Here is a 26,505-nt window from a genome sequence, read left to right on the forward strand (position 1 = left end):
AGCCTGGCTAACGACATGCGTTATGACCAGGCTCACCAGCGTCAGAGCAACACGGACTCGACCGGCCCGCGCAGGAAGTACACGATGAACAGCACGGCGACGCCGTACAGGAGCGGGTGGACCTCCCGGGCCTTACCCTTCGCCACCTTGAGCAGCACGAAGCTGATCACGCCGGCCCCGATGCCGTTCGAGATCGAATAGGTGAACGGCATCAGCGCGATGGTGAGGAACGCCGGGATGGCGATCTCGTAGTCGGTCCAGTCGATCGTGCGGACCGCCGTCATCATCAGGAAGCCGACCACCACCAGCGCCGTCGAGGCGGCCTCGAACGGCACGATCAGCGACAGCGGCGCCAGGAACATGGCGAGCAGGAACAACGCGCCGGTGACCAGGTTGGCCACGCCGGTCCGGGCACCCTCCGCGACGCCTGCGGCGCTCTCGATGTACGACGTGTTGCTGGACACCGAGGCGGCACCACCCGCGGCGGCGGCGATCGAGTCGACGAGCAGGATCTCCTTGGCCTTCGGCGGGGTGCCCGTCTCGTCGAGCATGTCCCCTTCCTGGCCGATCGCGACCATCGTGCCCATGGTGTCGAAGAAGTCCGTGATGAGCAGCGTGAAGATGAACATCAGCGGCACCAGCCAGCCGACCCGGCTCCACGAGTTCAGCACGTTGAACTGGCCCAGCAACGACAGGTCGGGCAGGTCCACGATCTGCTTGGGCAGTTCGGGCACGTTCAGCGCCCAGCCCTTCGGGTTCGGCTTGCCGTCGACGAAGGACGGGCCGATGTTGGCGATCGCCTCGACGACGATGGCCAGCACGGTGGAGGCCAGGATGCCGATCAGGATCGCGCCCCGGACCCGGCGTACCACCAGGACCAGCGTGATCAGCAGGCCGACCACGAAGACGAGCATCGGCCAGCTGACGATCTTGCCGTTGATGCCCAGGCCGACCGGCACGGTGGAGTTCGCGGCGTCCGGCACGCGCCGGACGAAACCGGCGTCGACCAGGCCGATGATGGTCAGGAACAGACCGATGCCGACGCCGATCGCGGTCTTGAGCTGCGTCGGCACCGAGCGGAACACCGCGGTACGCAGGCCGGTGAGCACCAGGATGCCGATCAGCACACCCTCGATGACCACCAGGCCCATCGCGTCCGCCCAGGTCATCTGGGGCGCGATCTCGTACGCGACGAGCGCGTTCACGCCCAGGCCGGCCGCGAGCGCGATCGGGAACCGGGCCACCACGCCCATCAGGATGGTCATCAGGCCGGCGACCAGCGCGGTCGCCGCGGCGAGCGCCGGAATCGCAAGCGAACGGCCGTCGCCGTCCTTCCCGCTGCCCAGGATCAGCGGGTTCAACACCACGATGTACGCCATCGTGAAGAACGTGGCGAAGCCGCCTCGCAGCTCTCGGCTCAGCGTGGACCCGCGTGCCGAGATCAGGAAGTAGCGGTCGAAGGCGTTACGTGGATGTGCGGGATCGGGCGGAGTGCCGTGATCCGGCGGCGGGGCAATGGACATGGTTCCTCATCTGGTCATCGGCCGGGTTTTGTCGCGCGCATCGTCCCAGATCACCTGGCGGGCAGGGAAGAACGATCACGTAGGCTGGGCCGGTGTCACAGGAGCAACAGCCGCGGCCGGAGCCGCTCGACCCGCCGATGGTGCCGTTCGCCGTCGCCGGGCTGATCGCCTGGGCGGTGGCCGGCCTGGTGCTATTGATCTTCTTCCGGGACTGGCTCACCGAGTCCGGGCGTCAGAACTGGCTCTGGACCTGCCTGGCCGGTTTTCTGTGGGGCTTTCCCGGCTTGGCGGTGATGATGCGGCACGACGCCAACCGGCGTCGCCGACGCGCTGCCGCCGCGCAGCGACAGCGCTGACCCGTCAGGGGTGGCCGTACGGCTCCGCCGGCTCGGCCGACTCCACCGAGCCCGGGGCCCGGCTGACGGTCATGGCCTCGACCGCGCTGTCGTCGTAGACGGTCGGCAGCTCGTCGACGGGCGTCTCGGCCGCCTCGACCAGCGTCTCCGAGTGCGCGCCGCACCCGTGGTCGGCGCTCACCACCCGGCCGTCGTCCGGGGCGAAGAAGTTGCCGCAGGCGCCGAAGGCCAGGCGCAGCGAACCGGCGAGCGGCAGGTAGAAACCGCAGGTGCCGCAGCGGGCGGCGGCCGGCGCGGCGACCGAGATCGCGGCGTCCGGGCCGTGGTCGCCGTCGTACCAGCGCTGGGCGGCCTCGGCGCGGCCCTCCCGGGACAGCACCCGGGGCCGGCCCAGGCCCAGCTCCCAGGCGGTCTCCTCCACTGCCGGGTCGTCGGAGAGCAGGTAGCCGGGGGCGAGCCGCTCGTCGTCGGCAGGGGTGGGCAGCAGGTCGCCGGGGCCCAGATCGCCCGGCTTGAGCCGCTCCTGCCACGGCAGCCAGCCCGGTGCGAGCAGCGCGTCCGGGCCGGGCAGCAGCACCGTCTCGCAGATGGTGACGTGCCGGCTGCGCGGCACCCGGGTCACCGTGACGGCCCAGCGCCAGCCGCGGTAACCGGCCATCCGGCATTCGAAGTAGTGGGTGACGACCCGATCGCCCTCGGCGACCGCCTGGAGATGATCGCCGATGTCGGTGGGCTCCACCTCGGTGATCGCGTCGCGGGCCACCTCGACGGCGGCGGCGCAGACCTGGTCGAGCCGGGGAGCGCGGGCGGAGGCGGGCCTGGTCACCGGACCATTGTTCCCCATGCCCGTCCACGGGCGACAGGCACTCCCCGGAGTCATTCTCTCCGGGTGATGCGGCGCACGTGGAAAGGATGGGCGAGGATGGGACGCATGGCGCTGTCCTCCCGCTCCGGCCGCTCCTTCCTCGGGCGGACCGTCGGCACCGGCATCCGCGCCACCCGGCTGCTGCTGCGGGGCTCGATGCACGGCGGGCGCTGGATGACCCGGCGGGCCGGCACCGCCCGGGCCCGCAGCGCCGGCAACGAGGTGGGCATGGTCCGCCTGTTCGACCTGCACGCGCTCTCCTGCGCCGGTGACACGCTCATCGCGATCGGCCTGGCCGGGACGATCTTCTTCGACGTGCCGCTGGGCGAGGCGCGCAACAAGGTGGCCCTCTACCTGCTGGTCACCATGGTCCCGTTCGCCATGCTCGCCCCCGTGGTCGGCCCGCTGCTCGACCACTTCCGCCACGGCCGGCGGTACGCGCTGGCCACCACCATGCTCGGCCGGGCGTTCCTGGCCTGGTTGATCTCCGACTACATCGGCAGCTTCGGGCTCTATCCGGCGGCGTTCGGCGTTCTCGCGCTCTCCCGGGCGTACGGCGTGGCCCGCTCGGCGGCTGTCCCCCGGCTGCTCCCCGAAGGGCTGGGGCTGTCCCAGGTCGGGGCGCGCGCGAGCGTCTACGGCACGGTGGCCGGCGCGCTCGTCGCGCCGATCGGGCTGGCCGCGTTCTGGTTCGGGCCGCAGTGGCCGCTGCGGGTCGCCTCGGTGATCTTCCTGATCGGCATGGTGATCTCGCTCCGGCTGCCGCCGAAGGCCGACTCCGAGCCGCCGGAGCGGATGCCGCACCCGCTGCGCGCGCTGCGCCGCCGCGACGGCGAGCGCCCGCTGGGCCGGGGTCGCCCCAGTGGCCGGCTGGTGATCGCCACGCTGATCGGCGCGGCGGCGCTACGCGGGCTCTACGGCTTCCTGCTGCTGTTCCTGGCCTTCGCGATCAAGTCCGGTGACCTGACCACCGACTTCTTCGGCCGCGACCTCGGCGCCCAGGGCGCGCTGGGCCTGGTCGGCGGCGCGCTGGCGGTCGGCACGTTCCTGGCCACCGCGCTCGGCACCCGTCTGCGCATCCACCGGCCGACAGCGCTCCAGTCCAGCGGCACGATCGTGGTGGCCGGTGTGGCGGTGCTCGCCGCGCTGAAGTTCTCGCTGCCGATGGTGGCGCTGCTCTGCCTGGTGGCGGCGATGATGAGCGGGATCGCCAAGCTGGCGGTGGACGCGTCGATCCAGGAACGCATCCCGGAGCGGCTGCGCGCCAGCTCGTTCGCGCACTCGGAGACCGCGCTGATGCTCGCGTTCGTGGCCGGCGGCGGGCTCGGGCTGGTGCCGTTCACCGGCCTGATCGGGGTGACCGTCGCCGCCGCGGTGGCCGCGCTGGTGGCCGTACGCGGCGTGCTCGTCGCCGGCAAGCTGCGCGGTGAGCACCTGGCCGGCCGGCCGCTCGGCGACGAGGAACTGGCGGCGGAGCAGGCGACCCGCGACGAGAAACCGGCCACCACCTCGTTCGACGACCCGGCGCCCACGTCGCCGGCGCCCCAGCGCTCCGGCCCGCCACCGGACGACGACGGGCTGGCCCCGCCCGGCTTCCACATCTACCGGCCGTCCTCCTCGGTGGGCGGGCCGGGCGGCGTCGAGGACACCGAGCGGCGCGATCCCCGGGGGCCGGTGGCGTGACCGGTCTGCTCGTGGTCACGGCCGTGCCGGCCGAGGCCGAGGCGATCCGTGCCGGCCTCACCGCACCGGCAGCGCCGGACGGGACAGCATCGCCGGACGGGACTGTGCCGCCGGACGTGACGGTGCTGCCGGTCGGGGTCGGCCCGGCCGTCGCCGGGGCGGCCACGGCACGGCTGCTGGCGCTGGCCGAGGCGGCCGGGCGGCCGTACCGGGCGGTGGTCAGCGCCGGCATCGCCGGAGGGTTCGTCGGCCGGGTCGCGGTGGGCGGCACGGTGCTCGCCGACCGCAGCGTCGCCGCCGACCTGGGCGCCGAGTCACCGGCCGGGTTCATCCCGGTCGAGGATCTGGGCATGCCTCCCGAGCTGCTGGGCGGCGGCCGGATCGTGCCCGCCGACCCGGGCCTGCTGGCCCGCCTGCGCGCCGCGCTGCCGGGGGCCACCGTCGGCACTGTGCTCACCGTCAGCACGGTGACCGGCACCGCCGCGAGCACCGCGGCCCTCGCCGAACGGCACCCGGACGCGGTGGCCGAGGCGATGGAGGGGTACGGCGTGGCGGTCGCCGCCGCTCAGGCCGGTGTGCCCTTCGCCGAGCTGCGTACCGTCTCCAACCCGATCGGACCGCGCGACCGGAGCGCGTGGCGGATGCGGGAGGCGTTCGCCGCGCTCACCGCCGCGGCGGCCGCCCTCCACTGATCTCGTCCACCTGTGGATAACCCTGTGGAGAAGTCGTCGGGCTGGGGACGGCCAGGGTCAGATCGTGATGACGACCTTGGCGCGCGCGTGCTCGGTCTCGAGGTAGCGGACGGCCTCGGGCACCTCGCGCAGCGGATGCGTCCGGTCGACCACAGGCGTGAGCCGGCCCGCCTCGGCATGCTCGCGCAGCACGTCGAGGTGCGCCCGGCCGGGTGAGGTGGCGAGGACGACGACGCGCTGGCTGATGACCGGCGCGAGCAGCCGTCCCCGCGCCAGCAGCCCGATCGGGCCGAGCAGGCTGCCGCCCCGGTATACGCCGCCGCCGGAGAGCACGAGCGTCCCGTCCGGTGTGAGCGCCCGCCGCAACGCGGTCAGGGAGCGGTTGCCGACCAGGTCGAACACCACGTCGTGGCGGCGGCCGTCGCGGGTGAAGTCCTCGCGGGTGTAGTCGACCACGTGGTCGGCGCCCAGGGAGCGGACCAGGTCGACGTTGCGGGTGCGGCACACGCCGGTCACCGTCGCGCCGAGCGCCTTGGCCAACTGGACGGCGAGCGTGCCGACGCCGCCGGAGGCCCCGTTGATCAGGACGTGGTGGCCGGGCCGGACCTGCCCGGCGTCGCGCAGGCCCTGGAGCGCGGTGACACCGGCCAGCGGCAGGGCTGCCGCCTGCGCCGGGGTCAGGTTCGCCGGGCGCGGCGCGACCAGGTGCTCGGGCGCGCAGACGTACTCGGCGAACGCGCCGTCGGCCTCGCCGAGGTCGCCGAAGACGGCGTCGCCGGGGCGTACCTGCCGCACCTGGGCGCCGACGGCCTCGACCCGGCCGGCGAAGTCGCGGCCACGGATGCGGGCGCGGGGCCGCCCGAGGCCGAGCGCCAGCCGCGACAGCCGGGGGTCGCCGCGCATGACGTGCCAGTCGTACGCGTTCAGCGCGGCGGCCTCGACCCGGACGAGGACCTCGCCGGGGCCGGGCGCGGGCGTCTCGACCTCGGCGAGCACAAGTGTCTCCGGGGGGCCGTACCGATCCTGGACGATCGCCTTCATGTCCCCACTCCCTCCCAGGTGTACGGCGTACACCTTCATGAGGGCAAGGCTAGGTGTACGCCGTACACCAGTCAAGACGGTTACTGTGTCAACGGCCTTCGGGAGGACTGGGGACGACATGGCGGAGCGGGTGGAGACGGCGCGAAGGGCACCCCTGACCAGGGATCGCGTCCTGCGTACCGCAGTCGTGCTCGCCGACCGGACCGGCATCGAGTCGCTGAGCATGCGCAACCTCGCGCAGGACCTGGGCGTCGTGCCGATGGCCCTCTACAAGCACGTCGCGAACAAGGACGAACTGCTCGACGGCATGATCGACATCGTCGTCGCGGAGATCGAACCGCCGGCGGCCGGCGACTGGAAGCAGGCGATCCGCCGCCGCATCCTGTCGGCGCGGCAGATGCTGCTCCGCCACCCCTGGGCGTCGCTGGCGATCGAGTCCCGGACCACGCCCACCCCGGCCGTCCTGGCGTACCTCGACTCGACAGTGGGCGCGCTGCGGGCGGGTGGGTTCTCCACCGACCTGGCCCACCACGTCATGCACGCGCTGGGCAGCCGGGTGCTGGGCTTCAGCCAGGAACTGTTCGACACCTCCCGGCAGGCGGGCCGGTCGGGCGTGACGAGCGCCGACCCACCGGCGGACCTGCCGCCGGAGGCGGCCGCCCGGTTCCCGCACCTCGCGGCCATCGCCACCGCCGCGTCCCACGACGACGACTCGGTGGTCGGGCCGGGCTGCGACGACCAGTTCGAGTTCGAATTCGCGCTGGACCTGCTGCTCGACGGCATCGAGCGGCTGCACCGGAACGGCTGGACGTCACACCGGACGGGGTGACGGGCCGCCCGGCCGCCGGGGTTACGGTGGGACCGTGGCGCTCTCCCTGGCGATCTCCCCCTGCCCCAACGACACGTTCGTCTTCGACGCACTGGTGCACGGCCGGGTGCCGGGCGCGCCGGCGGTCGAGGTGACCTACGCGGACGTCGACGTCACGAACACCGCCGCCGAGAAGGGTGCGTTCGACCTGGTGAAGGTCAGCTACGCGGCGCTGCCGTGGCTGCTCGACGACTACCACCTGCTGCCCTGCGGCGGCGCGCTGGGCCGGGGCTGCGGCCCGCTGGTGCTGACCCGTGGCGACCGGACCGACCTGTCCGGCGCGACGGTGGCGGTGCCCGGCGAGCGGACCACCGCGTACCTGCTGTTCCGCCTCTGGGCGGCCGGCCAGGCACCGGCGCGCATCGAGGTGGTGCCGTTCCACGAGATCATGCCGGGCGTGGCTGCCGGCCGGTACGACGCGGGCCTGGTCATCCACGAGGCGCGCTTCACCTACCCGCGGCACGGCCTGACCGCCCTGGTCGACCTGGGCGAGTGGTGGGAGGGCGACACCGGGCTGCCGATCCCGCTCGGCGCGATCCTGGCCCGCCGGGGCGCTGTCGACCCGGTCGAGGCCGCCGCCTGGATCCGCGAGTCGGTACGCCAGGCGTGGGCCGACCCGGCGGCGAGCCGCGAATACGTCCTCGCGCACGCGCAGGAGATGGAGCCCGACGTGGTGGACCGGCACATCGGCCTCTACGTCAACGAGTTCACCGCCGACCTGGGAGAGGCCGGCTTCGCCGCCGTGGAGGCGCTGCTGGGCCGGGCCGCCGACGCCGGGCTCGTCCCTCAGACCTCCAGCTCGCGCGCCACCGCGTGGACCAGCTGAGCGATCTTCTGCGCGGTCTTCCGATCCGGGAAGCGACCCCGGCGCAGGTCCGGCTGGACCTTCGCCTCCAGCACCTTGATCATGTCTTCGACCAGGCCGTGGAGTTCCTCGGCCGGCCGGCGGCGCAGCTCCGCCACGGACGGCGGCGCCTCCAGCAGCTTGACCCCCATCGCCTGGGCGCCCCGCCGGCTGTCGACCACGCTGAAATCGACCCGCTGGCCACCCTTCAGGTCGGCGACACCCGCCGGTAGCGCGCCCTTCGGCAGGAACACGTCGCCACCCTCGTCACTGGTGACGAACCCGTACCCCTTGGCGGCGTCGTACCACTTCACTCGACCCGTCGGCACCTGTTGAACCCCGCTCCACTCGAACCGTCTACCCCTCCAAGGCTAGCCCGATGATCCGGTCCAGCGCCCTCGGGAATTCGACGAGATCATCAAGCACCAGGTACGCCCCGGCCTCGGTCAGTTCGTCGGCCGAGCACGGGCCGGTCGCCACTGCCACGCCCGGGATTCCCGCGGCTCGCGCGGCGGCCATGTCGGCCACGTGATCGCCCACGTACAGCGTCGCGCCGTGCTCCCGCAACGCGACCGCCTTCTGCTCGGCGAACACGTCCCCGGCCAGCTCGTCCACCGGTAGCCCGAGGTGGTCCAGGTGCAGCTTCGCCAGCCGGCCCATCTTCGCGGTCACCACCATCGTCCGCCCGCCGCGCGCCTGCACCGCGCGCAGCGCGGCCTCCGCACCCGGCATCGGCACGGTCGGGGTGATCGCGTACGCCGGATAAAGCTCCCGGTAGAGCGTCACCGCCTCCTCGACGCGCTCCGGCGGGAACCAGTGCGCCAGCTCGGTACGCAGCGGCGGGCCCAGCCGGGAGACGGCCAGTTCCCCGTCCACGTGCACCCCAGTGCGCGCGGTGAGCGCACGGAACGCGGCGGCGATCCCGGGGCGGGAGTCGACCAGTGTCATGTCGAGGTCGAAGCCGACCATCAGCGGAGGCATGCCGAGAACCTACCCAGCGGGCTAGCGTGGTACGACGATGACCACCTCACTCGCCGACCACCTGCGGGCCCTCCCCGACGAGTCGCTTGCCGCCCTGCTCCAGCTGCGGCCGGACCTCGTCGTGCCGGTGCCGGCCGACGTGTCCGCCCTCGCCCTGCGCGCCCAGTCCCGGGTCTCCGTGGCCCGGGCGCTCGACGGGCTGGACCAGTTCACCCTCCAGATCCTCGACGCCGCCCGCCTCACCCGCGGCCCCGAGGGCGCCACCTCCACCGACCAGATCCTCGCCATGGCCACCGCCGGGCCGCACCCGCCCGCACCCACAGCGGTCCGCGCCGCCGTCGACCGCCTCCGGGCCCGGTTCCTGCTGTACGGCCCCGAGCACGACCTGTGCGTGGCCGGCGGCATCGACGAGGTGTCCCCGTACCCGGCGGGGCTGGGCCGACCGGCGGCGGAGCTGGACCCACGCGCGGCGGCCCTCTGCGCGGACCCGGCGAAGCTGCGGCGGACGCTGCTGTCCGCGCCGCCCTCCGCCCGGGCGGTCCTGGACCGGCTCGCCGCCGGGCCGCCGGTCGGGACCGTGGCGCCCGGCGCGCTGGAGGCCCCCGCCACCGGCACCGAGGACGTCCTCCCGCCCGACCTGGTGAACGGCGGCGCGCCGACCGGCTCACCGATCCGCTGGCTGGTCGAGCACCGGCTGCTGGTCCGGATGTCCGGCGGCCGCAACGGCACCGTCGAACTGCCCCGCGAGGTGGGGCTGGTGCTGCGCCGCGACGCCGGTCCGCTCGGCCCGCTGCGCACCAGCCCGCCGGTGGTGTCCGGCCCGCCCCGCGAGGTCAAGTCCGTCGACTCGGCCGGCGCCGGGCAGACCATGGAGGTGGTCCGGCACACCGAGGCGATGCTGGAGGCGCTGACCGCCGAACCCGCACCGGTCCTGCGTTCCGGCGGCGTCGGCGTCCGCGACCTGCGGCGGCTCGCCCGTGGCCTCGGGCTGGACGAGCCGACCACCGCGCTGCTGTTCGAGGTCGCGTACGCGGCCGGGCTGACCGGGGAGATGGAGCTGACCGGCGCGGCCACCACCCGGTACGGCGGCGACCAGCAGATCCTGCCCACCGGCGGGTACGAGGTGTGGCGCGCGGTGTCGCTGGCCCAGCGCTGGGAGCAGCTCGCCCGCGCCTGGATGTCGATGCCCCGGCAGGCCGGCCTGATCGGGCAGCGCGACGACCGGGACCGGCCCATCTCGGTGCTCTCCGCCGAGGCGGAACGAGCCGGTGCGCCCGCCGCCCGCCGTGCGGTGCTCGCGGTGCTGGCCGACCTGCCGGCCGGCACCGCGCCGACCACCGACGAGGTGCTGGAACTGCTGGACTGGCGCGCGCCCCGGCGGGCCCGGGGCCGGGAGACGGCGCACCGGGAGGTGCTCGCCGAGGCCGCCACGCTGGGCGTGACCGGGCTCGGCGCGCTCACCTCGTACGGGCGGCTGCTGCTCGCCGAGCTGACCGAGGCCGACGAGCGCGGTGACGACCCCCTCGGGTTGCGCTCCGACGCCGAGTCGGGCGACGCCTCGACGACGGTACGGGCGCTGGACGGGCTGCTGCCCGCCCCGGTCGACCACGTGCTGGTGCAGGCCGACCTGACGGTGGTGGTGCCCGGCCCGCCCGACCCGGCGCTCGCCGCCGAACTCGACGTGGTGGCCGAGCACGAGTCGGCGGGCGGAGCCAGCGTGCACCGGGTCACCACGGGGAGCATCAGGCGGGCGCTCGACGCCGGCTACACCGCCGACGACCTGCACGCGCTGTTCCGCCGCCGCTCGCGTACCCCGGTGCCGCAGGGCCTGACCTATCTGGTCGACGACGTGGCCCGCAAGCACGGTGGCCTGCGCGTCGGGTCGGCCGGCGCGTACGTGCGCAGCGACGACGAGGCACTGCTCACCGAGGTGCAGGCGGACCGGCGACTGGAGCCGCTGGCGTTCCGCCGGCTCGCGCCGACGGTGCTGGTCACCCCGTACCAGGTCAACCGGATGCTCACCGCGTTGCGCGACGCCGGGTACGCCCCGGTGCCGGAGGACGCCGGCGGCGCGACGGTGCTGGCGCGCCCGAAGACCCGGCGGGCACCGGCGCGTACCGCTATCGGTCGTGCGGTCGACCCGCTCGCCACGCCGAAGCTGCCGATGCCCCGCCTGCTCGGCGTGGTCGAGCAGATCCGCCGGGGCGAGGCGGCGGCGAGGGCGGCCCGGCGGGCCCCGGCAGTGGTCCGCGGCGCCCCGGCGGCGGGCGGGCCGGTGCCCGTGTCCGGGCACGGCGACGCGCTGGCGGTGCTCCAACAGGCGGTACGGGACAAGGCGCTGGTCTGGGTGGGCTACGTCGACGCGCACGGGGCGACGGCGTCCCGGCTGGTCCGGCCGGTGTCGATCGGAGCCGGCTACCTGCGCGCCGAGGACGACCGGACGGAGATGCTGCACACGTTCGCGCTGCACCGGATCACGGCGGCCGTGCTGGAGGAGTGAGCTACTCCCCGTTGCGGCGCAGCGTGCCGATCACCGACACGGCCAGCAGCAACGCGAACGCGGTACCGGCCGCCTCACCCACCGAGTCGACGAAGCCCTGCTGCTGCACGAGCAGCCCGAACAGGAACCAGCCGAACACCCCGGCGGCGGCGGCCGCGTAGGCGAGCACCACCGCCGTGGGCACCTCCTGCTGCCGCGTCCGTTCGTCCTCGGGAAGCACGTCCTGGTCAACGGTCATGGCAGTCCCTCCCCGTCCCGGCATGGACCCGGCTTCCAGGGTTACACCAACCGGAGCGCGCGGACAGGGGTTAAAACCCTGATCCGGGCGGTCCGGTCACGGGTGGGGCGGGTTCCGGGCCGGTTCAGGTGCCGGGGCGGCGGGCTCAGGTGCCGGGGCGGCGGCCGATCACGACCACGCGGGTGCCGACCGAACCCAGCTCCCAGAGGCGTACCGCGTCACGGTGCAGCAGGTTCACGCAGCCGTGCGAGCCGATCGCGCCGTTGTGCAGGTAGGTGGTGGTCTCGTGGAAGCCGATCCCGCCGTTGAACTGCTGCCAGTACGGCAGCCACACCTCGTACGGGTTGGACCACTCGCGCGGGTTCTTCCGGCCCACCGAGTACGTGCCGGCCGGAGTGGCGTAGCCGGACATGCCGGTGCGCGTCACCGTCGGACCCATCACCACCTTCCCGCCGCGCATCGCCCAGACCGTCTGCCGGGTCAGGTCGACGCAGAAGGTGAGCCGGGAACCGGCCTTGCACCGCGCGGTGTCGGTGGCGGCGAGCCGCTTCGCCACGTCGTACGTGGTGGGGCCGGCGCGACCCGAGGACGGGCTGATCCCGTACCGGATCTGGAACTTCTTGATCGCCGCGCAGTCGGCGGCGGACTGCTCGCCGTCCACGGTCAGCGTCCCGAAGCCGCCCAGCCGCGTCAGGTACGTCTCCACCGCCCGCTGGTGCTCCCCCTGCGGGCACCCGGCGGACGCGCTCGGCTTCGGCTTGGGCTTCGTCGTCCTCGTCGCCTCGGGCGACCGGGAGGGTTTCGGCGAGGCCGTCCGGCTCGGCTGCGCCGACGGGGACGTGACCGGCTGTTCCGACGTGGGCGACGCGCTCGCCCCCGATGCTCCCTCCGTCAGCCCGACCGGGCCGGGGGCGCTGCCCCCGGCGCCTTCCGCCTGCGGATCGAGCGCGCAGGCGCCGACACCGACCAGCACGACCACCGCCAGGGCGGTGGCCCGTGCGAGAAACCGGACACGCTGCATGGGCCCTCCCTGGACAGTCGTCCCGCTTGCTAGACGTGTGGGACGAGTATGACGTTGCCTGTCCAGCGAGACTTTTTTGCGGCGCCCTCCGGCGTGCAACACTGGATGGTCGGCCTGCGGCAGGTCAGCCGGGGTGTGGACGGGATGCCGGGCGACCGGGTTCCGGGCGACGAGTTTCCGGGCAGCGGGTTCCGGGCGATGCGAGAGGACGCTGGCGTGAGCGGTGGACCACTGATCGTGCAGTCGGACAAGACGCTGCTGCTGGAGGTGGATCACCCCGACGCGCAGGCGTGCCGGATGGCGATCGCGCCCTTCGCCGAGCTGGAACGCTCCCCCGAGCACGTGCACACGTACCGGCTCACGCCGCTGGGCCTGTGGAACGCCCGGGCCGCCGGCCACGACGCCGAGGGCGTGGTCGACTCGCTGATCAAGTACTCCCGCTACCCGGTGCCGCACGGACTGCTCGTCGACGTGGCCGAGACGATGGACCGGTACGGCCGGCTGCAGCTCGCCAACGACCCCGTGCACGGTCTGGTGCTGCGCGCGCTGGACCGGGTGGTCCTGATCGAGGTCGCCAAGAGCAAGAAGCTCGCCGGCATGCTCGGCGCAAAGATCGACGACGACACGATCGCGGTGCACCCGTCCGAGCGGGGGCGGCTCAAGCAGGCACTGCTCAAGCTGGGCTGGCCGGCCGAGGACCTGGCCGGGTACGTGGACGGCGAGGCGCACCCGATCGAGCTGGCCGAGGCCGGCAGGGACGGCGGCAAGCCGTGGACGCTGCGGTCGTACCAGCGGGAGGCCGTCGAGGCGTTCTGGGCCGGCGGGTCCGGCGTGGTGGTGCTGCCCTGCGGCGCCGGCAAGACGCTCGTCGGGGCGGCGGCGATGGCCGAGGCGAAGGCGACCACGCTGATCCTGGTCACCAACACGGTGGCGGGACGGCAGTGGAAGCGGGAGCTGATCGCCCGCACCTCGCTGACCGAGGAGGAGATCGGCGAGTACTCGGGCGAGCGCAAGGAGATCCGCCCGGTCACCATCGCCACGTACCAGGTGCTGACCTCGCGGCGCGGCGGCGCGTTCACCCACCTGGACCTGTTCGGCGCCCGCGACTGGGGCCTGGTCGTCTACGACGAGGTGCACCTGCTGCCCGCGCCGATCTTCCGCTTCACGGCCGACCTCCAGGCCCGTCGCCGGCTCGGCCTCACCGCGACTCTGGTACGCGAGGACGGCCGCGAGGGCGACGTGTTCAGCCTGATCGGCCCGAAGCGGTACGACGCGCCGTGGAAGGACATCGAGCAGCAGGGCTGGATCGCCCCGGCGGAGTGCACCGAGGTACGGGTGACGCTCACCGACGCGGAACGGCTCGCGTACGCGACGGCGGAGGCCGAGGAGCGCTACCGGATGGCGGCGACCGCCCGCACGAAGCTGCCCGTGGTGCGGGCCCTGGTGGACCGGCACCCGGACGAGCAGGTCCTCGTCATCGGTGGGTTCCTCGACCAGTTGCACCAGCTCGGCCAATACCTGGACGCGCCGATCGTGCAGGGCTCCACCACGAACAAGGAACGCGAGCGGCTGTTCGACGCGTTCCGCTCCGGCTCGTTGCGGACCCTGGTGCTCTCGAAGGTCGGCAACTTCTCCATCGACCTGCCGGAGGCGGCGGTGGCGATCCAGGTGTCCGGCACGTTCGGCTCGCGGCAGGAGGAGGCGCAACGGCTGGGCCGGGTGCTGCGCCCGAAGGCCGACGGCCGGCAGGCGCACTTCTACACGGTGGTGTCCCGGGACACCATCGACACCGAGTACGCCGCGCACCGGCAGCGGTTCCTGGCCGAGCAGGGGTACGCGTACACCATCGTGGACGCCGACGACGTGCTCGGGCCGTCGCTGCCCACAGTCGACTGAGCGACCGGTGGGCCGCCCCTATCGGGCGACCCACCGTCACGACCGGGTCAGGAGTAGTTGACCAGGAAGTAGTAGCTCGTCGTGTCGGTCCACGCGCCGTCGGTGGTCCGGCCGCGCACCCGCATGCTGTACGAGCCGGCCGAGGTCGGCGTGAAGGTCGCCGTGGCGACTCCGGCGGCGTTCGCGGCCACGGTCACCGGCTGCCCGTCCTCGACTGTGTACTCGAACTCGGTCACACCCGGGCTGCCCTGGGTGAAGGTGAACTCACCGGCCACGCCCACACCGCCGGACCACTGACCGGCCGGGTAGGTGCCCGAGCTGACGAGCGGCGCCGTGCCGACCAGGAACGGGTAGTCGGTCTGCGGCGTGTAGTCGCCCGCGGCGGTACGCCCCCGTACCGAGATGAGGTTGGCGCCGTTGCGGTCCATGGTCACCGTGATGTCCGTGACCAGCGCATCAGGCTTCTTCGGCACGCTCTGCCAGGCGCCGCCGTTGAGCTGGTACTCGAAGGTCGTCACCTCGCTGATCTCGGTGTAGACCCCGAACGTGCCGACCGACCCGATCCCGCCACGCGGGCTGTACTCGTCGTAGGCGCTGCTCACGTTCACCCGGGCGTCGCGGACCCGGAAGTAGTACCGGCGTTCCGGGCTGACCGTGCCGTCGGCCGTCCGGCTGGTGACAGTCAGCAACGTGTAGCCGGAGTGCGTCGGCGTGATCTCGACGGTGGCCCGGCCGTCCGCGCCGGCGGCCACCACCTGCTCCTCCCCGGCGTACTCCAGCACGTAGCGGTACTCGGTCACGCCGGAACGGCCCGGGTTGAAGGTGAACCGGCCCGTCTGCCCGGGCTGGCCGCCCTCACCGTTCTCCGGGTAGTCCTCGGACGTCACCACCGGCGCGTCGCTGACCTCGAACGTGTACGTCCGGGTCGGGGAGAAGGAGCCGTCCTGGAACCGGGTACGCACCGTCAGCGTGTTGCTGCCGGAACGGTCCGGGGTGAGCGTCACCCGTGCCCAGCTGTAGTCCGGGTCGACGACCTGCTCCGGCCCGTCGTTGAGGCGGAAGAGGTAGGCGTCGACGTCGGGCATGCCGGTGTCGAAGTTGAACTCACCGGGGATGCCCACGCCGCCCCAGGCGCCGTTCTCGTAGTAGGTGCTGGAGGAGACGTACGGCTTGGTGTCGATGACGTTGAACTGCTGCTCCTGCGTCTCCGAAACAGTGCCGTCGGCACTGATGCTCCGGACGTTCAGCACGTGCCAGCCACCCTCGGTGGGCGTCCAGCGCAGCACCGCCGTGCCGTCCGCGGCCGCGTCGATGCGCAGCAGATCGCCACCACCGAACGTGTACTCGTACGCCACCACACCGGTCCGGCCGGGCCGGAACGTGAAGGTGCCGGGACGGTCCACCACCCCGTCGTGCTCGGGGAAGTCGAAGTCGTCCGACTCCACGGTCGGGAGGTCCCGGACCGATACGTTCTCGGTGTACCCGCCGACGAGTTCGCTTCCGGCGTAGCTGCGGACCTCGACCTTGACGAGGCCCCCCTCGGCGAACGTCACCGGGATCTCGGTCGGGCCGTCAGGGTTCACCGGCACCCGGGTCTCCGCGCCGTCACCGATGCGGTACCCGAACTCGGTGACCCCCTCGACGTTCGTGGAGACGGCCAGCTTGCTGGGCAGCCCGATGCCGGCCATCGTCACCTCGACCTGCGGCGCGGTCGACTTCACCCGGAACTCGTAGTGGACCGTCTCGGACGAGTTGGACGCGCTGTCCACGCTGCGCACGCTCAGCGAGTCGGAGAACGAGGTCGGGGTGTATTCGAGCGTCACGTCGGCGCCGGGCGACGGCGCGGGGATGTAGTGGTACGCGTCGCCGAAGCGGCCCCAGTAGTAGCCGACCACGTCCGGCGAGCCGTTGGCCTTGAACGTGAACGTCCCCGGCACCCCCGACCCACCGTGCGGCAGGCCGTCATTCGGGTACTTCTCCGAGGTCACCACGGGGGTGGCGGGTCGCTGCGCGTCCACCTTGACGTAGCACGGCTCGGCCCACGGCGAGAAGTCGTGATCGTCGTAGGCGCGGGCGGTCCAGGCCACCACTGTGCCGTGCGGGTACTGCGACATGTCCCAGTCGAGCTTCGAGAGGGCGCCGCCGTAGCTGTATCCGAACTGCTCGGCACGCTGCTCCTCGTGGCCGACCGGCCATGCCGCGAACTGCCCCCGGTAGTTGGCGTCGTTGCTGTCCGCGTCCGCGCCCTTGACCATCAGGCCGTGGTTGCGCGGCCCCACCGGCTGCGGCTTCGTCTTGGTCCCGCAGGCCCAGGCCGGGAAGTCGATCCCGATCTGCCCGACCGTCGGCGCGTGGTTCGCCTCACTGTTGATCACCGGGAACGGACGGAGCTTACGACCGTGGGAGAGCTTGCCCTCGGAGCCGTGCGGCAGCCGGATCTCGACGGTGAGCGTCTGCTTGCCCTGATCCGCGAGCTTCTGGAGGGCGGGCATGATGTCCCACGCCAGATAGCCGGGGCAGGCCGCCTCCCCGCCGGCCTGGACCGTGCCGAGCAGCTCGCGACGGCGCGGGCTCGACGCCCAGCTCGTGGTCGCGGTGATCGGGTCGGTACGCCACAGCTCGACCGGCTGGGCGATCGAGCAGTCCGCCGCGGAGCGCTCCGCGACGACCAGGTCCGCCTTGTGGATGACGGTCCCGCGGAAACGCGAGACGTCGAAGGTGAAGTAGGACCGGGACTTGTGCTTCGTGCCGGTCGCGTCCGTCCAGGCGCCGACCGGCGCGTCCCCGTCCGTGTTGACGAACGACTTCCTCGGCTGTTGCGAATCCGTGTAGGCCCAGCCGGACTTGCCGGTGGTCCGGTGCTCGTAGGCCTGCGCCGGAGCGGTGTCGACGCTGATCAGGCCGGCACCGAGCACTATGCCCAGTGACGCGGCGAGCATTCTTCGTGCGCGCACGACGATGCCCCTTCCCCCCGTAGGACAACGGCGTGCATCGCCGTCGAGTCGCATGAGGGTATCGAAGGGGGACGACAGAGGCGTACGCCGATTCGGCTGGCCTGAGCCGACCGGGCGGACCGCATCGGCGCGGCCCGCCCGGTCCGACGGTCAGCCCTTGCCGCTGGCCCGGAAGGCGACCCAGGCGTCGCTCATTCGGTCGGCCTGGCCCGGGGTGAACATGTTCATGCAGGAGTCCTGCGTGTAGTCCATGAAGTTGTGGATCGGGTCGAGACCCGGCGCGGTGCAGGTGTCCGCCCCGATCGGGCAGTTGAACTGCGGCGCCGCCTCACGCGGCGTGTCCGCCACGAAGTCGCCGGACGCGGAGCAGCCGTGCGCGAACGTGTGCTCCAGCATCAGCCAGTGCCCGACCTCGTGGGTCAGCGTGTCACCGAGCGCGTACTTGCCGGCCGTGCCGCCCGGCATCGACTCGTCGAGCATCACCACGCCGTCGATGTAGTCGCGGCCGTTGTTGTAGCCCTTCGGGAAGTACGCCCAGCCGAGCAGCCCGTCACCGATGTTCGCCGCATAGACGTTCAGGGTGCGGGAGTCGCCGGTGTAGAGCGCCTTCTTCATGTCCCGCTCGTTCTTGCCCGGCACCACCGTGTACCAGGCACTGTTCACGGTCCAGGTGGTGTCGACGAGCGAGAAGCGGAACGGCGTGTCCGACGCGGCGGCCGCCGTACGACCCGCGAACGAGTCGTTGAGCACCGTCATCTGCGCCGAGATGAGCGTGTTCCAGCGGGCCTTCTCGGCGGCGCTCAGCTCGTGGTCCGAGATCATATGGAAGATCGTCGGGACGGTGACGCTGCCGTTCGCGAGGCGCGGCGAGTCCTTGATGACGCCGTACGCCTTGGCCTCGTTCGTCGAGTAGAGCTCGGGCTCCTTGGCGGTGGCGCCCTCGCGTACCCGGGCGGCGCTGTGCGTGTCGGCGCCCGGCTCACATTCGGCGGCGGGAGAGGCGGTCACGGGTGCGGCCGTGGCCGCGACGGGGGCTCCGCCGGCGGTCAGGAAGGCGGCTGCGGCAGCGACGAGCACTGCCAGGTGGATCGTCGGTTTCCTGTGCATCGTTGCACCTTTCGAGAGGCATGAAAGGAGTATCGACGCGGGGTTGTCAAAGCTGCGGGTCGATGACGTCGTCGTCCCGCCATAAGACCACGTCACCGAGCATCCGCAACAGCCCCCGGCGGGGGAGGCTCGCCCTGGGGCGGGTCAGGCGGCGCTCAGCTTCCGTAGCACGTACTGGTTGAGGCTCATGCCCTCCTCGGCGGCATGGAGGGCCAGCTCCGCCCCCGGTGCCGGCGCGCGACGCTGCGCCAGCGCCGCAGTCCGACGTCGGCGATCCGTTCGTGGAGCTCAGGCGCGGGCACCGGGCAGCCGTTCGCCCACAGGTCGGCGAGGGCCCGCAGAATCGCCTCCCGCGCCGGATCAGTCACGGAGGTAGCGGGCGCGGCGGCCGAAGTCGCGGAAGCCGAGCCGCCGGTACAGCCCGGCGGCCGGGTTGTCGTCGTTGACGCAGAGCCATGCGGCGTCCGCGCCCGCGTCGGCGAGGCCGCGCAGGACGCGCGCCACCAGGTACGCGCCGACCCGTCGCCCGCGCCACCCGGGCACCACGCCGACCTGGTCGATCCAGTTGTCGAGCACGGTGACGAAGCCGGCCGCCGCACCGTCCGGGCCGCGTGCGAGCAGCGTCAGCTCCGGGCGGAAGTCCTCGTCGTCGCGCAGGTCGCCCAGCCACTCGTCGGCCTCCGGCTCCACGAATCCGGGCCGGTCGGCGAACGACGCGCGGTAGGTGGTGAACAACTCCGGCCCCAGCGTGGCAGGCTCCACAGCCACGCCGTTCGGCGCGGCGACCTCGGGCAGCACGTCGAGGTCGTGCCGCAGCACCCACTCCAGGAACGTCCGCGTGTACCCGCGCGCCGCGAACAACTCCTCCGCTGCCACGTTCCACGTCTCCGTGGTGACCAGCAGGCCCCCGTCGCCGGCGTGCTTCTCGGCCCGGTCCAGCAGCGCGCCGCCGAGCCCGCGCCCGCGCCACGCCGGGTGCACCAGGCCGGTGGCGGTGGCGGGCGTCCGCCCGGTGCCGACCCCGACGGCCGCGACCAGGTCGTCGCCGGACCAGGCGCCGTGGGTACGCGTGTGCAGCAGCCGCGCCCGCGCCAACGGGGTACGCCCGAACAGCGGCAACCCGCCGTCAGTAGCGAGGCACGCCTGCGCCAGGCCGGTCAAGGCGGGCAGGTCTTCCTCGCCGAACTCCCGCCACACCAGCCCATCGATCCCGCCCACGCCCACTCCCGCCACCCCGCCCGACCCTCACGGTCCGGCACCCCGACGCAGTAGGCCCCACCCCGCCCCCCACGGTCAACCACTTTCCCCACCCGCCCCACCCCACCCACCCGCCCACCGCGATCTTGGAGTTGTGGCACCTCACAAAGGCCGCCGATCCGACCATCTGGGCGCCACAACTCCAAGATCGGCAGAAGCGCCCCCACCACCCTGTCGATCATGCAGTTGCTGCCCCGACAGAAGCCGCAACCCGGGCACCAGGAGGGCCGAAACCGCAAGATCGACGAGAGCGGGGGGCGGGGGTGAAGCGAGAGGGCTACGGGGTGGGGGTGGCGTGGATCAGGACTGTGGCGCCTGCGGACAACGGGGCCAGCAGCCACTTCAGGGGTTGCTCGTCCTCGGTCGGGTTCACCACGAGGCGGTCGCCCGGGTGCAGGTCCATCCGAGTGGCGATCTCGGCGGCCAGGCGCCGCCACGCGCCGAAGCTGGTGCCGTCCGGCGTGGCCGGGTCGGACGGGTCGACGGCGGTGTAGTCCGGCGGGTCGGTCGTGTGCCGCAGCACCTCGGCGGACCAGTCCAGCCAGCCCGGCGGCACCTCGGCGAGCTGGCCCGGCCCGGTGCCCACCAGGTAGCGGTGCGTCCCTTCGGGTACGTCCTCCAGCCAGTCGTCGAGGCGTTCCGGCGTCACGAACACCGCGTCGTACGGCCGGTCCGCGTCCGGTTCCAGCACCGGCAGCCCGGCCAGCGCGCGGGGCCGGAACGAGACGGACAGCCCGACCGACCAGGCCCCGAGCAGCACCGCGGCGGTACGCCAGTGCGGCGGCAGGAGCACCGCCACCCGGTCACCGGGGCGCAGCCCGCACCCGTCGCGGAGCAGCCCGGCGCTGCGGGCGGTCCACTCACCGAGCTGCGCGGCGGTGAGGTCGGTGCGTTCCCCGGTCGCGTCGTCGTGGTAGCTGAGCAGCGGGTATCCGACCGCGTCGGGCGCGACGGCGACGGTTGTCTGGTGGGCCATGCGCGGACTCCTGTCGGCCGGTCCGCTCACCCTAGCCCGACGTCCCCGGCCCTCCGGGTCAGCGCGCGGGCAGTTCGGGACCACCGTCGAGCAGCGGCGCCAGCAGGTCGCCCTGCTTCTCCACCCGCTTGAGCACCTCACCCGCCGTGTACGGCCGCGTCGACGGCCGTTTCCCTGCCGCCCCGGCCTCGACCTCGTCCCAGGTCAGCGGCGTCGACACCGACGGCACCGACTGGGCCCGCAACGAGTACGGCGCCACTGTCGTCTTCGCCGCGTTGTTCTGACTCCAGTCGATGAAGACCTTGCCCGGGCGCAGGTTCTTCGCCATCTTCGACACGATCAGCTTCGGGTGCGCCTGCTCCAGCTCCTGCGCGATGCGCTTGGCGTAGTCGGAGACGATCTCGGCGTCCTGCGTGCCGGCGATCGGGCAGCAGAGCTGCATGCCCTTCTTCCCCGACGTCTTCGGGAACGAGGAAATCCCGTCGGAAGCCAGCCGGTCGCGCATCAGCAGCGCGACCTGGCAGCACTGCTTGAGCGCCGCCGGGGCGCCCGGGTCCAGGTCGACGACCATCATGTCCGGGTGCGCGCCGATCTTCCACTGCGGTGTGTGCAGCTCCAGCGCGGCGAGATTCGCCAGCCACACCAGCGTGGGCAGCTCGTCGCAGACCACGTAGTCGATGGTCTCCCGCCCCTTCGTCGACCCGGGGGCGGGCAGGTTCTCGGTGCGTACCCAACCGGGGGTCGCGGCGGGTGCGTTCTTCTCGAAGAACGAGCCGCCGTCGACGCCGTTGGGGAACCGGATCCGGGTCAGCGCGCGATCGCTCAGGTGCGGCAGCAGCGCGGGGGCGATCCGGGTGTAGTAGTCGATCACCTCGCCCTTGGTGAACCCGGCCTTCGGGAACAGCACCTTGTCCAGGTTGGACAGCTCCAGCGAGCGCCCCTCGACCTCGACCTTGAGCCGGTCAGACGGCATCGTCGACCTCCTCGGGCGGCTTGTCCGGGCGCAGGCGCAGGATACGCGGGAAGCGCAGCCGGCCGTCCGGCGTGCGCTGGCCGTACTTGACCTCCACCACGATCCGGGGAGTTACCCAGATCGCGCCCCGGGCATCCTCGCGCGGCACGCCGGCCGCGAACGGCGAGTCGGTGGCGCGCAGCGGCTCCAGCTCGCGCAGCAGTTCCCGTTCGATGGCCGCGCCGATCCCGCCGCCGACCCGCCCCCGGTAGACGAGCCGCCCGTCCGGGCCCGGCACGCCGACGAGCAGGCCACCGACGCGCCGCGCCCCGGGTCGCCAGCCGCCGACCACGAAGTCGCCGGTGACCTCCAGTTTGACCTTCACCCAGTCCGGCGAGCGCACACCGGGCCGGTAGAGCGAGTCGACCCGCTTGGCCATCACCCCCTCCAGCCCGTGCTCGCCGGCCGCCGCATAGGTGGCCGGGCCGTCGCCGAAGACCGGCGGCACCGCCCACCGGGCGGCACCGAGTCCGAGCGACTCCAGCGCCGCCCGCCGCTCCCGCCACGGCCGGGCGGTCAGGTCGACGCCGTCCAGCCGCAACAGGTCGAAGATCATGTACGTGACGGGTACTGTCGCCGCCAGCCGCGCCGCCTTGACCGGGTTACGCACGTGCATCCGCTCGGCGAGCGCGGTGAACGAGGGCTGCCCGTCGGTGAAGAGGACGACCTCGCCGTCGAGCAGCGCGTCGCCTACCTGCTCGGCCAGGTTCAGCAGTTCCGGGTACGCGGTGGTGATCTCGACGCCGGAGCGGGCGTAGAAGTGCCTGTCGCCGCGAGAGATGTCGGCGAGCGCGCGGACGCCGTCCCACTTGAACTCGTACGACCAGGCGGCGCCGGCCGGGAGCGGCCCGGTCGTCGCGAGCATCGGCTTCAACGGCGCGCCGGGCACCTCCTGACTGTAGTTGGGCACGGAAGCGCGTGCGTCCCGTTCGATCGTTTGCGATTCTGGTGGTCAACCGGGGAGAGGAGCGCGGGAATGCGGGCGATCTGGAAAGGAGCGGTGTCGTTCGGCCTGGTGTCGATCGGGGTGAAGGTCTACTCGGCCACCGAGGAGAAGGACATCCGTTTCCACCAGGTGCACCGTGAGGACGGCGGCCGGATCCGCTACAAGCGCACCTGCTCGGTCTGCGGCGAGGAGGTCACCTACGACGACATCGCCAAGGGGTACGACATCGGCGGCGGCGAGATGGTCATCCTCACCGACGAGGACTTCGCCGACCTGCCGTTGAGCACGTCGCACGCGATCGACGTGCTGGAGTTCGTACCGGCCGAGCAGGTCGATCCGATCCTCTACAACAAGGCGTACTTCCTGGAGCCGGAGGGCTCGGCGACCAAGCCGTACGTGCTGCTGCGCGACGCGCTGTCCGACTCGGAGCGGGTGGCGATCGTCAAGGTGGCGCTGCGCCAGCGCGAGCAGCTGGCCACGCTGCGGGTCCGCGAGGGCGTCCTGCTGCTCAACACCATGCTGTGGCCGGACGAGATCCGCCGGCCCGACTTCGGTTTCCTGGACGAGGACCTGAAGGTACGCCCGCCGGAGCTGGCGATGGCCAGCTCACTCATCGACTCGATGGCCGGGGAGTTCGAGCCGGACGCGTTCACCGACGACTACCGGGCGGCGTTGCAGGAGGTCATCGACGCGAAGGTCGAGGGCCGCGAGGTGGTGCAGCCGGAGGAGGAAGAGGCCGCGCCCGCCGCCGCGGTGGACCTGATGGCCGCGCTGAAGGCGTCGGTCGAGCGGGCCCGGGCGGCCCGGGGCGAGGCGCCGTCCGGCGGCGGGGCCGAGCCGACGCCGATCTCGTCGGCCCGATCGGCGAAGAAGGCGCCGGCCGGGAAGACGGCGGCGAAGAAGGCCGAACCGGCGAAGAAGACCACTGCCAAGAAGGCACCGGCGAAGAAGACGGCGGCGAAGAAGGCCGAGCCGGCCAAGAAGACCGCGGCCAAGAAGGCGCCCGCGAAGAAGAAGAGCGCCTGACGCGTACGGCGAAGGCCCCGCCCCCGATGGACGGCGGGGCCCGCACCGCTCAGCCGCGGCCGAGCTTCTCGGTCGGGGTGACGCGGACGATGACGCGCTCCTCGCCGGGGCGGCGCCAGGGGTAGGTGTCCTGGCCCAGGTACTTCTTCGCCATCCGGTCGATGTGCTCGTCGGCGCCCTCGGTGACGAACTCGACGGTGCCCTTGATCCACAGAGTGCGGTAGTCGTCGGCCTTGTCCGCCACCGACACCGCGACCACCGGGTTGCGGGACATGTTCAGGTACTTCTGCCGGCCCTTGGCCGTGTTGAACACGACGTGCTCACCGTCGGTGTCCACCCAGACCGGGGTGACGTGCGGGGTGCCGTCGGCCTCGACCGTCGCCACGTGCGCTAGCTGCGGCTCGCCGAGCAGGGCCAGGTCTTCTTCGTTGAGGATCGCCATGGTCGGAAACTACCCCGCGCGGTGCCCTCGTATCGGGCTTCGTGTCCGGATCGTGGTGGCCGTATGGGCACGCTGGGGCTCCGGGCGGGTACCGTGTGCGCTGGCCTCGGCGGCGGCCCGCCGGGGGCGCACCCACCCACCCTGCAGGGAGTCGACGTGAGCGAGCGTGTGGAGAACCGGTCGGCGGGCCAGGCCCCGGCCACCAAGGCACAGCGGCGGCTGGCCGCCCAGCTGGCCGAGAAGAAGGCAGCCGAGGCGCGTCGCCGCCGGCAGTCGATCCTCGGCGCGGCAGTGGGCGTGCTCGCGGTGGTGGCCCTGGTCGGCGGCCTGGTCTGGCTGAACAGCGGGGACGACGACAAGGCGTCCACCGCCGGCTCCTCGGCCAGCCCCACCGCACCGGCCGAGCCCACCGCGCCCGCCCAGGAGCTGCCCGCCGGCATCGACCCGGCGCTGAAGACCAAGCCGACCGTGCAGGCCGGCACCGGTGAGCTGAAGAAGCTCACGGTCACCACGCTCGTCAAGGGCACCGGGCCGGCGGTGAAGGCGGGTCAGAACATCACCACGAACTACGTGGGCGTGTTCTACAAGGACGGCAAGCAGTTCGACGCGTCCTGGGACAACGGCCAGCCGGCCACCTTCCAGATCGGCGTGGGCCAGGTCATCAAGGGCTGGGACCAGGGCCTGGTCGGCGTGCCGGTGGGCAGCCGGGTCCAGCTGGACCTCCCGGCCGAGCTGGCGTACGGCAACGACGCCGCGGGCGGGCGCCCGGCCGGCCCGCTGCGCTTCGTCGTCGACGTGCTCGCTGCGCAGTAGATCACTCCGGGCTTCCGTCCGGTCACCCAGCGGCAGTAGGTTCATGGTCACCACGGGCGGCACGTCCGTCCGTGGTGATCTGCCCACCGACGCGGAGGTGCACGTGGCGGCGCTGGACGAGGCCGGGGTGACCCGGCAGATGTGGACGCTCTACGAGCCGGTCCACGCGGTGACCTACTTCCACCCCCGGGCCCGGGCCGCGTTCGAGGCGGTCGGGCTGCGGGGCTACTGGCGCGGCTACTTCGCCGGCCGGGCCGCGCCGCTCGGGGCGGTCGACGCGCCGGCGGTGACTGCGGCGTTCTTCAGCTTCGCGCCGGCCATGGTGGCCCGCGCCCTGCCGTCGGTGTGGCGCCTGGCCACCCCGGAGGAGGCGCTGCGGGCCCGGCTCACCGGTGGCGTGCAGGCGCTCGCCGAGTTCACCTACGAGCTGCCCGAATCGCACCTGGTCGAGGCCGCCGACCTGCTGGAGGAGGCGGCCGGGCGGGTGGACACGGCCGGGCGGGTGCTCGGCGCGGCGAACGCCGCCCTGCCCCGGGGCGAATACCCGCTTGCCCGGCTCTGGCAGGCCGCCGCGACGCTGCGCGAGCACCGGGGCGACGGGCACGTGGCGGCGCTGGTGACCACGGGCCTGGAACCGGTCGAGGTGGTGGCCTGGCGGTGCCGGGTCGACCAGTCGCGCGAGTTCCACCAGCCGGCCCGGGGTTGGACCGACGAGCAGTGGACCGCCGCCGAGCAGCGCCTGGTGGACAAGGGCTGGCTGACCGACGACCTGGACCCCACGCCGTACGCCACGGAGACGTTCCGCGTGGTCGAGGAGGCCACCGACCGCGCCGCGTCGGGCCCGTGGCGGGCACTGGGCGCGGAGCGTACCGCCCGGCTGCGGGAGCTGCTGGAACCGATCGCGACGCGCTGCCGCACGATCATCCCGGCCAAGGCCCCGATCGGCCTTCCGGCGCAGCGCTCGGCGAGGGCGACGCAGCCGCGGTAAACCGTCCCGCCCGGCTGGGCAGGGCTGTCCTCGCCGACACCGGCGAAGTTCAGCCGACGTCGGGTGGGAGGGCCGGGGCGAGCAGGTCCAGCGCCATCGACGTGGTGAGGTTGGACGAGTCGGGGTCGGCGGAGTCGAACAGGCGTGCGCCGGTCTGGTGTGCGAGAGCGACGAGCACGTCCAGTACGGGCGCGATCTCTTCCCGGAATGCGCGCACCGGCTCGCCCCAGGAGCTGTCGGCGAACTCGACCACCACCCGCTGCACGCCGTGCGCTCCGGCATAGACGAACCCGTCGATGCTGGCTCGCTCTCCGGCGAGTTCGAGCTCGACGATGTCCCCGTCAGCCATCGGCAGGTCCAGCTCGGGGTCGTCCCCGAACACCTCACGCAACCTGTCGATAACGGCGTCGACCGGCAGCTCGGTGCCGGGCGCACCGGTTTCATCGAATCGCATGACGACGAGTTGGTCACCCATG

General features: G+C 72.6%; 26 protein-coding genes. 10 read left to right on the forward strand and 16 right to left on the reverse strand.

The genetic code is table 11. The annotated features are described in order from the left end of the window. Nucleotides 1-41: 41 nt before the first annotated feature. A complete protein-coding gene (locus SM452_RS13700; protein WP_355512420.1) occupies nt 42-1,523 on the reverse strand; it encodes an NCS2 family permease in 1,482 nt (493 codons plus the stop codon). Nucleotides 1,524-1,615: 92 nt separating this feature from the next. Here SM452_RS13700 and SM452_RS13705 point away from each other — a divergent pair, with 92 nt between their 5' ends. Continuing rightward, nucleotides 1,616-1,879, forward strand: a complete 264-nt coding sequence (locus SM452_RS13705) for a DUF2530 domain-containing protein (protein ID WP_135242968.1) — start codon at nt 1,616-1,618, stop codon at nt 1,877-1,879. Between the two features lie 4 nt (nt 1,880-1,883). On the opposite strand, the gene SM452_RS13710 is transcribed toward SM452_RS13705, so the two are convergent. Further along, nucleotides 1,884-2,723 (reverse strand): DUF3027 domain-containing protein, encoded by an 840-nt coding sequence (locus tag SM452_RS13710; protein ID WP_135242967.1) that lies wholly within the window; start codon nt 2,721-2,723, stop codon nt 1,884-1,886. An 87-nt stretch (nt 2,724-2,810) separates the two neighbouring features. Between SM452_RS13710 and SM452_RS13715 the strand changes: the two genes are divergently transcribed. Further along, complete coding sequence (locus SM452_RS13715) at nt 2,811-4,427, forward strand: MFS transporter (protein WP_463840032.1); 1,617 nt, start codon at nt 2,811-2,813, stop codon at nt 4,425-4,427. Further along, the gene (locus SM452_RS13720; protein WP_463840033.1) at nt 4,424-5,119 is read left to right on the forward strand and encodes a futalosine hydrolase; all 696 of its coding nucleotides are present in this window, start codon (nt 4,424-4,426) and stop codon (nt 5,117-5,119) included. Before SM452_RS13715 ends, SM452_RS13720 begins: the two co-directional genes overlap by 4 nt. A gap of 57 nt (nt 5,120-5,176) precedes the next feature. On the opposite strand, the gene SM452_RS13725 is transcribed toward SM452_RS13720, so the two are convergent. Further along, nucleotides 5,177-6,160 (reverse strand): NAD(P)-dependent alcohol dehydrogenase, encoded by a 984-nt coding sequence (locus tag SM452_RS13725; RefSeq protein ID WP_463840034.1) that lies wholly within the window; start codon nt 6,158-6,160, stop codon nt 5,177-5,179. A gap of 118 nt (nt 6,161-6,278) precedes the next feature. Between SM452_RS13725 and SM452_RS13730 the strand changes: the two genes are divergently transcribed. Beyond that, nucleotides 6,279-6,989 carry a TetR/AcrR family transcriptional regulator gene (locus SM452_RS13730; protein WP_463840035.1) on the forward strand — a complete coding sequence of 237 codons (711 nt, stop codon included), beginning with the start codon at nt 6,279-6,281 and terminating at the stop codon, nt 6,987-6,989. Between the two features lie 34 nt (nt 6,990-7,023). Next, nucleotides 7,024-7,854 carry a 1,4-dihydroxy-6-naphthoate synthase gene (locus SM452_RS13735; protein WP_463840036.1) on the forward strand — a complete coding sequence of 277 codons (831 nt, stop codon included), beginning with the start codon at nt 7,024-7,026 and terminating at the stop codon, nt 7,852-7,854. Here the strand turns inward: SM452_RS13735 and SM452_RS13740 are convergent. Further along, nucleotides 7,815-8,201 (reverse strand): cold-shock protein, encoded by a 387-nt coding sequence (locus tag SM452_RS13740; RefSeq protein ID WP_026267952.1) that lies wholly within the window; start codon nt 8,199-8,201, stop codon nt 7,815-7,817. The genes SM452_RS13735 and SM452_RS13740 overlap by 40 nt on opposite strands. 28 nt (nt 8,202-8,229) lie before the next feature. Further along, entirely contained in the window at nt 8,230-8,853 is a 624-nt protein-coding gene (locus SM452_RS13745; RefSeq protein WP_262015387.1) for an HAD family hydrolase, read from the reverse strand. 37 nt (nt 8,854-8,890) lie between these two features. Between SM452_RS13745 and SM452_RS13750 the strand changes: the two genes are divergently transcribed. After that, the gene (locus SM452_RS13750) at nt 8,891-11,353 is read left to right on the forward strand and encodes a helicase-associated domain-containing protein (RefSeq protein ID WP_463840037.1); all 2,463 of its coding nucleotides are present in this window, start codon (nt 8,891-8,893) and stop codon (nt 11,351-11,353) included. A 1-nt stretch (nt 11,354) separates the two neighbouring features. Here the strand turns inward: SM452_RS13750 and SM452_RS13755 are convergent, their stop codons facing one another. Next, nucleotides 11,355-11,591 (reverse strand): hypothetical protein, encoded by a 237-nt coding sequence (locus tag SM452_RS13755; protein WP_262015385.1) that lies wholly within the window; start codon nt 11,589-11,591, stop codon nt 11,355-11,357. Between the two features lie 145 nt (nt 11,592-11,736). After that, nucleotides 11,737-12,612, reverse strand: a complete 876-nt coding sequence (locus tag SM452_RS13760) for a L,D-transpeptidase family protein (RefSeq protein WP_463840038.1) — start codon at nt 12,610-12,612, stop codon at nt 11,737-11,739. Between the two features lie 216 nt (nt 12,613-12,828). On the opposite strand from SM452_RS13760, the gene SM452_RS13765 reads away from it, so the two are divergent. Continuing rightward, on the forward strand, nt 12,829-14,508 hold the full coding sequence (locus tag SM452_RS13765; RefSeq protein WP_463840039.1) for a DNA repair helicase XPB: 1,680 nt from the start codon (nt 12,829-12,831) through the stop codon (nt 14,506-14,508). A 47-nt stretch (nt 14,509-14,555) separates the two neighbouring features. Here the strand turns inward: SM452_RS13765 and SM452_RS13770 are convergent, their stop codons facing one another. The 7 genes from SM452_RS13770 to ligD (SM452_RS13800) all read right to left on the reverse strand — a co-directional run bounded on the left by SM452_RS13770 (nt 14,556) and on the right by ligD (SM452_RS13800) (nt 22,703). Further along, entirely contained in the window at nt 14,556-17,462 is a 2,907-nt protein-coding gene (locus SM452_RS13770; protein ID WP_463840040.1) for an RHS repeat domain-containing protein, read from the reverse strand. A gap of 150 nt (nt 17,463-17,612) precedes the next feature. Further along, nucleotides 17,613-18,569 carry a zinc metalloprotease gene (locus SM452_RS13775; RefSeq protein WP_463840041.1) on the reverse strand — a complete coding sequence of 319 codons (957 nt, stop codon included), beginning with the start codon at nt 18,567-18,569 and terminating at the stop codon, nt 17,613-17,615. A gap of 144 nt (nt 18,570-18,713) precedes the next feature. Continuing rightward, complete coding sequence (locus SM452_RS13780; RefSeq protein ID WP_463840142.1) at nt 18,714-18,821, reverse strand: toxin-antitoxin system HicB family antitoxin; 108 nt, start codon at nt 18,819-18,821, stop codon at nt 18,714-18,716. Between the two features lie 108 nt (nt 18,822-18,929). Then, a complete protein-coding gene (locus SM452_RS13785; protein ID WP_463840042.1) occupies nt 18,930-19,787 on the reverse strand; it encodes a GNAT family N-acetyltransferase in 858 nt (285 codons plus the stop codon). Between the two features lie 316 nt (nt 19,788-20,103). Then, nucleotides 20,104-20,802 carry a TIGR03089 family protein gene (locus SM452_RS13790; RefSeq protein WP_463840043.1) on the reverse strand — a complete coding sequence of 233 codons (699 nt, stop codon included), beginning with the start codon at nt 20,800-20,802 and terminating at the stop codon, nt 20,104-20,106. 58 nt (nt 20,803-20,860) lie between these two features. Then, on the reverse strand, nt 20,861-21,775 hold the full coding sequence (gene ligD / locus SM452_RS13795; protein WP_366618357.1) for a non-homologous end-joining DNA ligase: 915 nt from the start codon (nt 21,773-21,775) through the stop codon (nt 20,861-20,863). Continuing rightward, the gene (gene ligD, locus SM452_RS13800) at nt 21,765-22,703 is read right to left on the reverse strand and encodes a non-homologous end-joining DNA ligase (RefSeq protein WP_463840143.1); all 939 of its coding nucleotides are present in this window, start codon (nt 22,701-22,703) and stop codon (nt 21,765-21,767) included. The genes ligD (SM452_RS13795) and ligD (SM452_RS13800) overlap by 11 nt, the downstream gene beginning before the upstream one ends. 87 nt (nt 22,704-22,790) lie before the next feature. Here ligD (SM452_RS13800) and ku point away from each other — a divergent pair, with 87 nt between their 5' ends. Further along, entirely contained in the window at nt 22,791-23,786 is a 996-nt protein-coding gene (gene ku / locus SM452_RS13805; protein ID WP_463840044.1) for a non-homologous end joining protein Ku, read from the forward strand. A gap of 49 nt (nt 23,787-23,835) precedes the next feature. On the opposite strand, the gene SM452_RS13810 is transcribed toward ku, so the two are convergent. Then, nucleotides 23,836-24,228: a PPOX class F420-dependent oxidoreductase gene (locus SM452_RS13810; protein ID WP_120572015.1), complete on the reverse strand. Its 393-nt coding sequence runs from the start codon at nt 24,226-24,228 to the stop codon at nt 23,836-23,838. A gap of 63 nt (nt 24,229-24,291) precedes the next feature. On the opposite strand from SM452_RS13810, the gene SM452_RS13815 reads away from it, so the two are divergent. Next, nucleotides 24,292-25,041, forward strand: a complete 750-nt coding sequence (locus tag SM452_RS13815) for an FKBP-type peptidyl-prolyl cis-trans isomerase (protein WP_262015373.1) — start codon at nt 24,292-24,294, stop codon at nt 25,039-25,041. A gap of 139 nt (nt 25,042-25,180) precedes the next feature. Next, entirely contained in the window at nt 25,181-26,029 is an 849-nt protein-coding gene (locus SM452_RS13820) for an SCO6745 family protein (RefSeq protein ID WP_463840144.1), read from the forward strand. Nucleotides 26,030-26,078: 49 nt separating this feature from the next. Here SM452_RS13820 and SM452_RS13825 read toward each other — a convergent pair whose 3' ends face one another. Next, nucleotides 26,079-26,483 (reverse strand): hypothetical protein, encoded by a 405-nt coding sequence (locus SM452_RS13825; RefSeq protein ID WP_355512392.1) that lies wholly within the window; start codon nt 26,481-26,483, stop codon nt 26,079-26,081. Between the last annotated feature and the right edge of the window lie 22 nt (nt 26,484-26,505).

It is taken from the genome of Micromonospora sp. SYSU B005 (assembly GCF_055362685.1).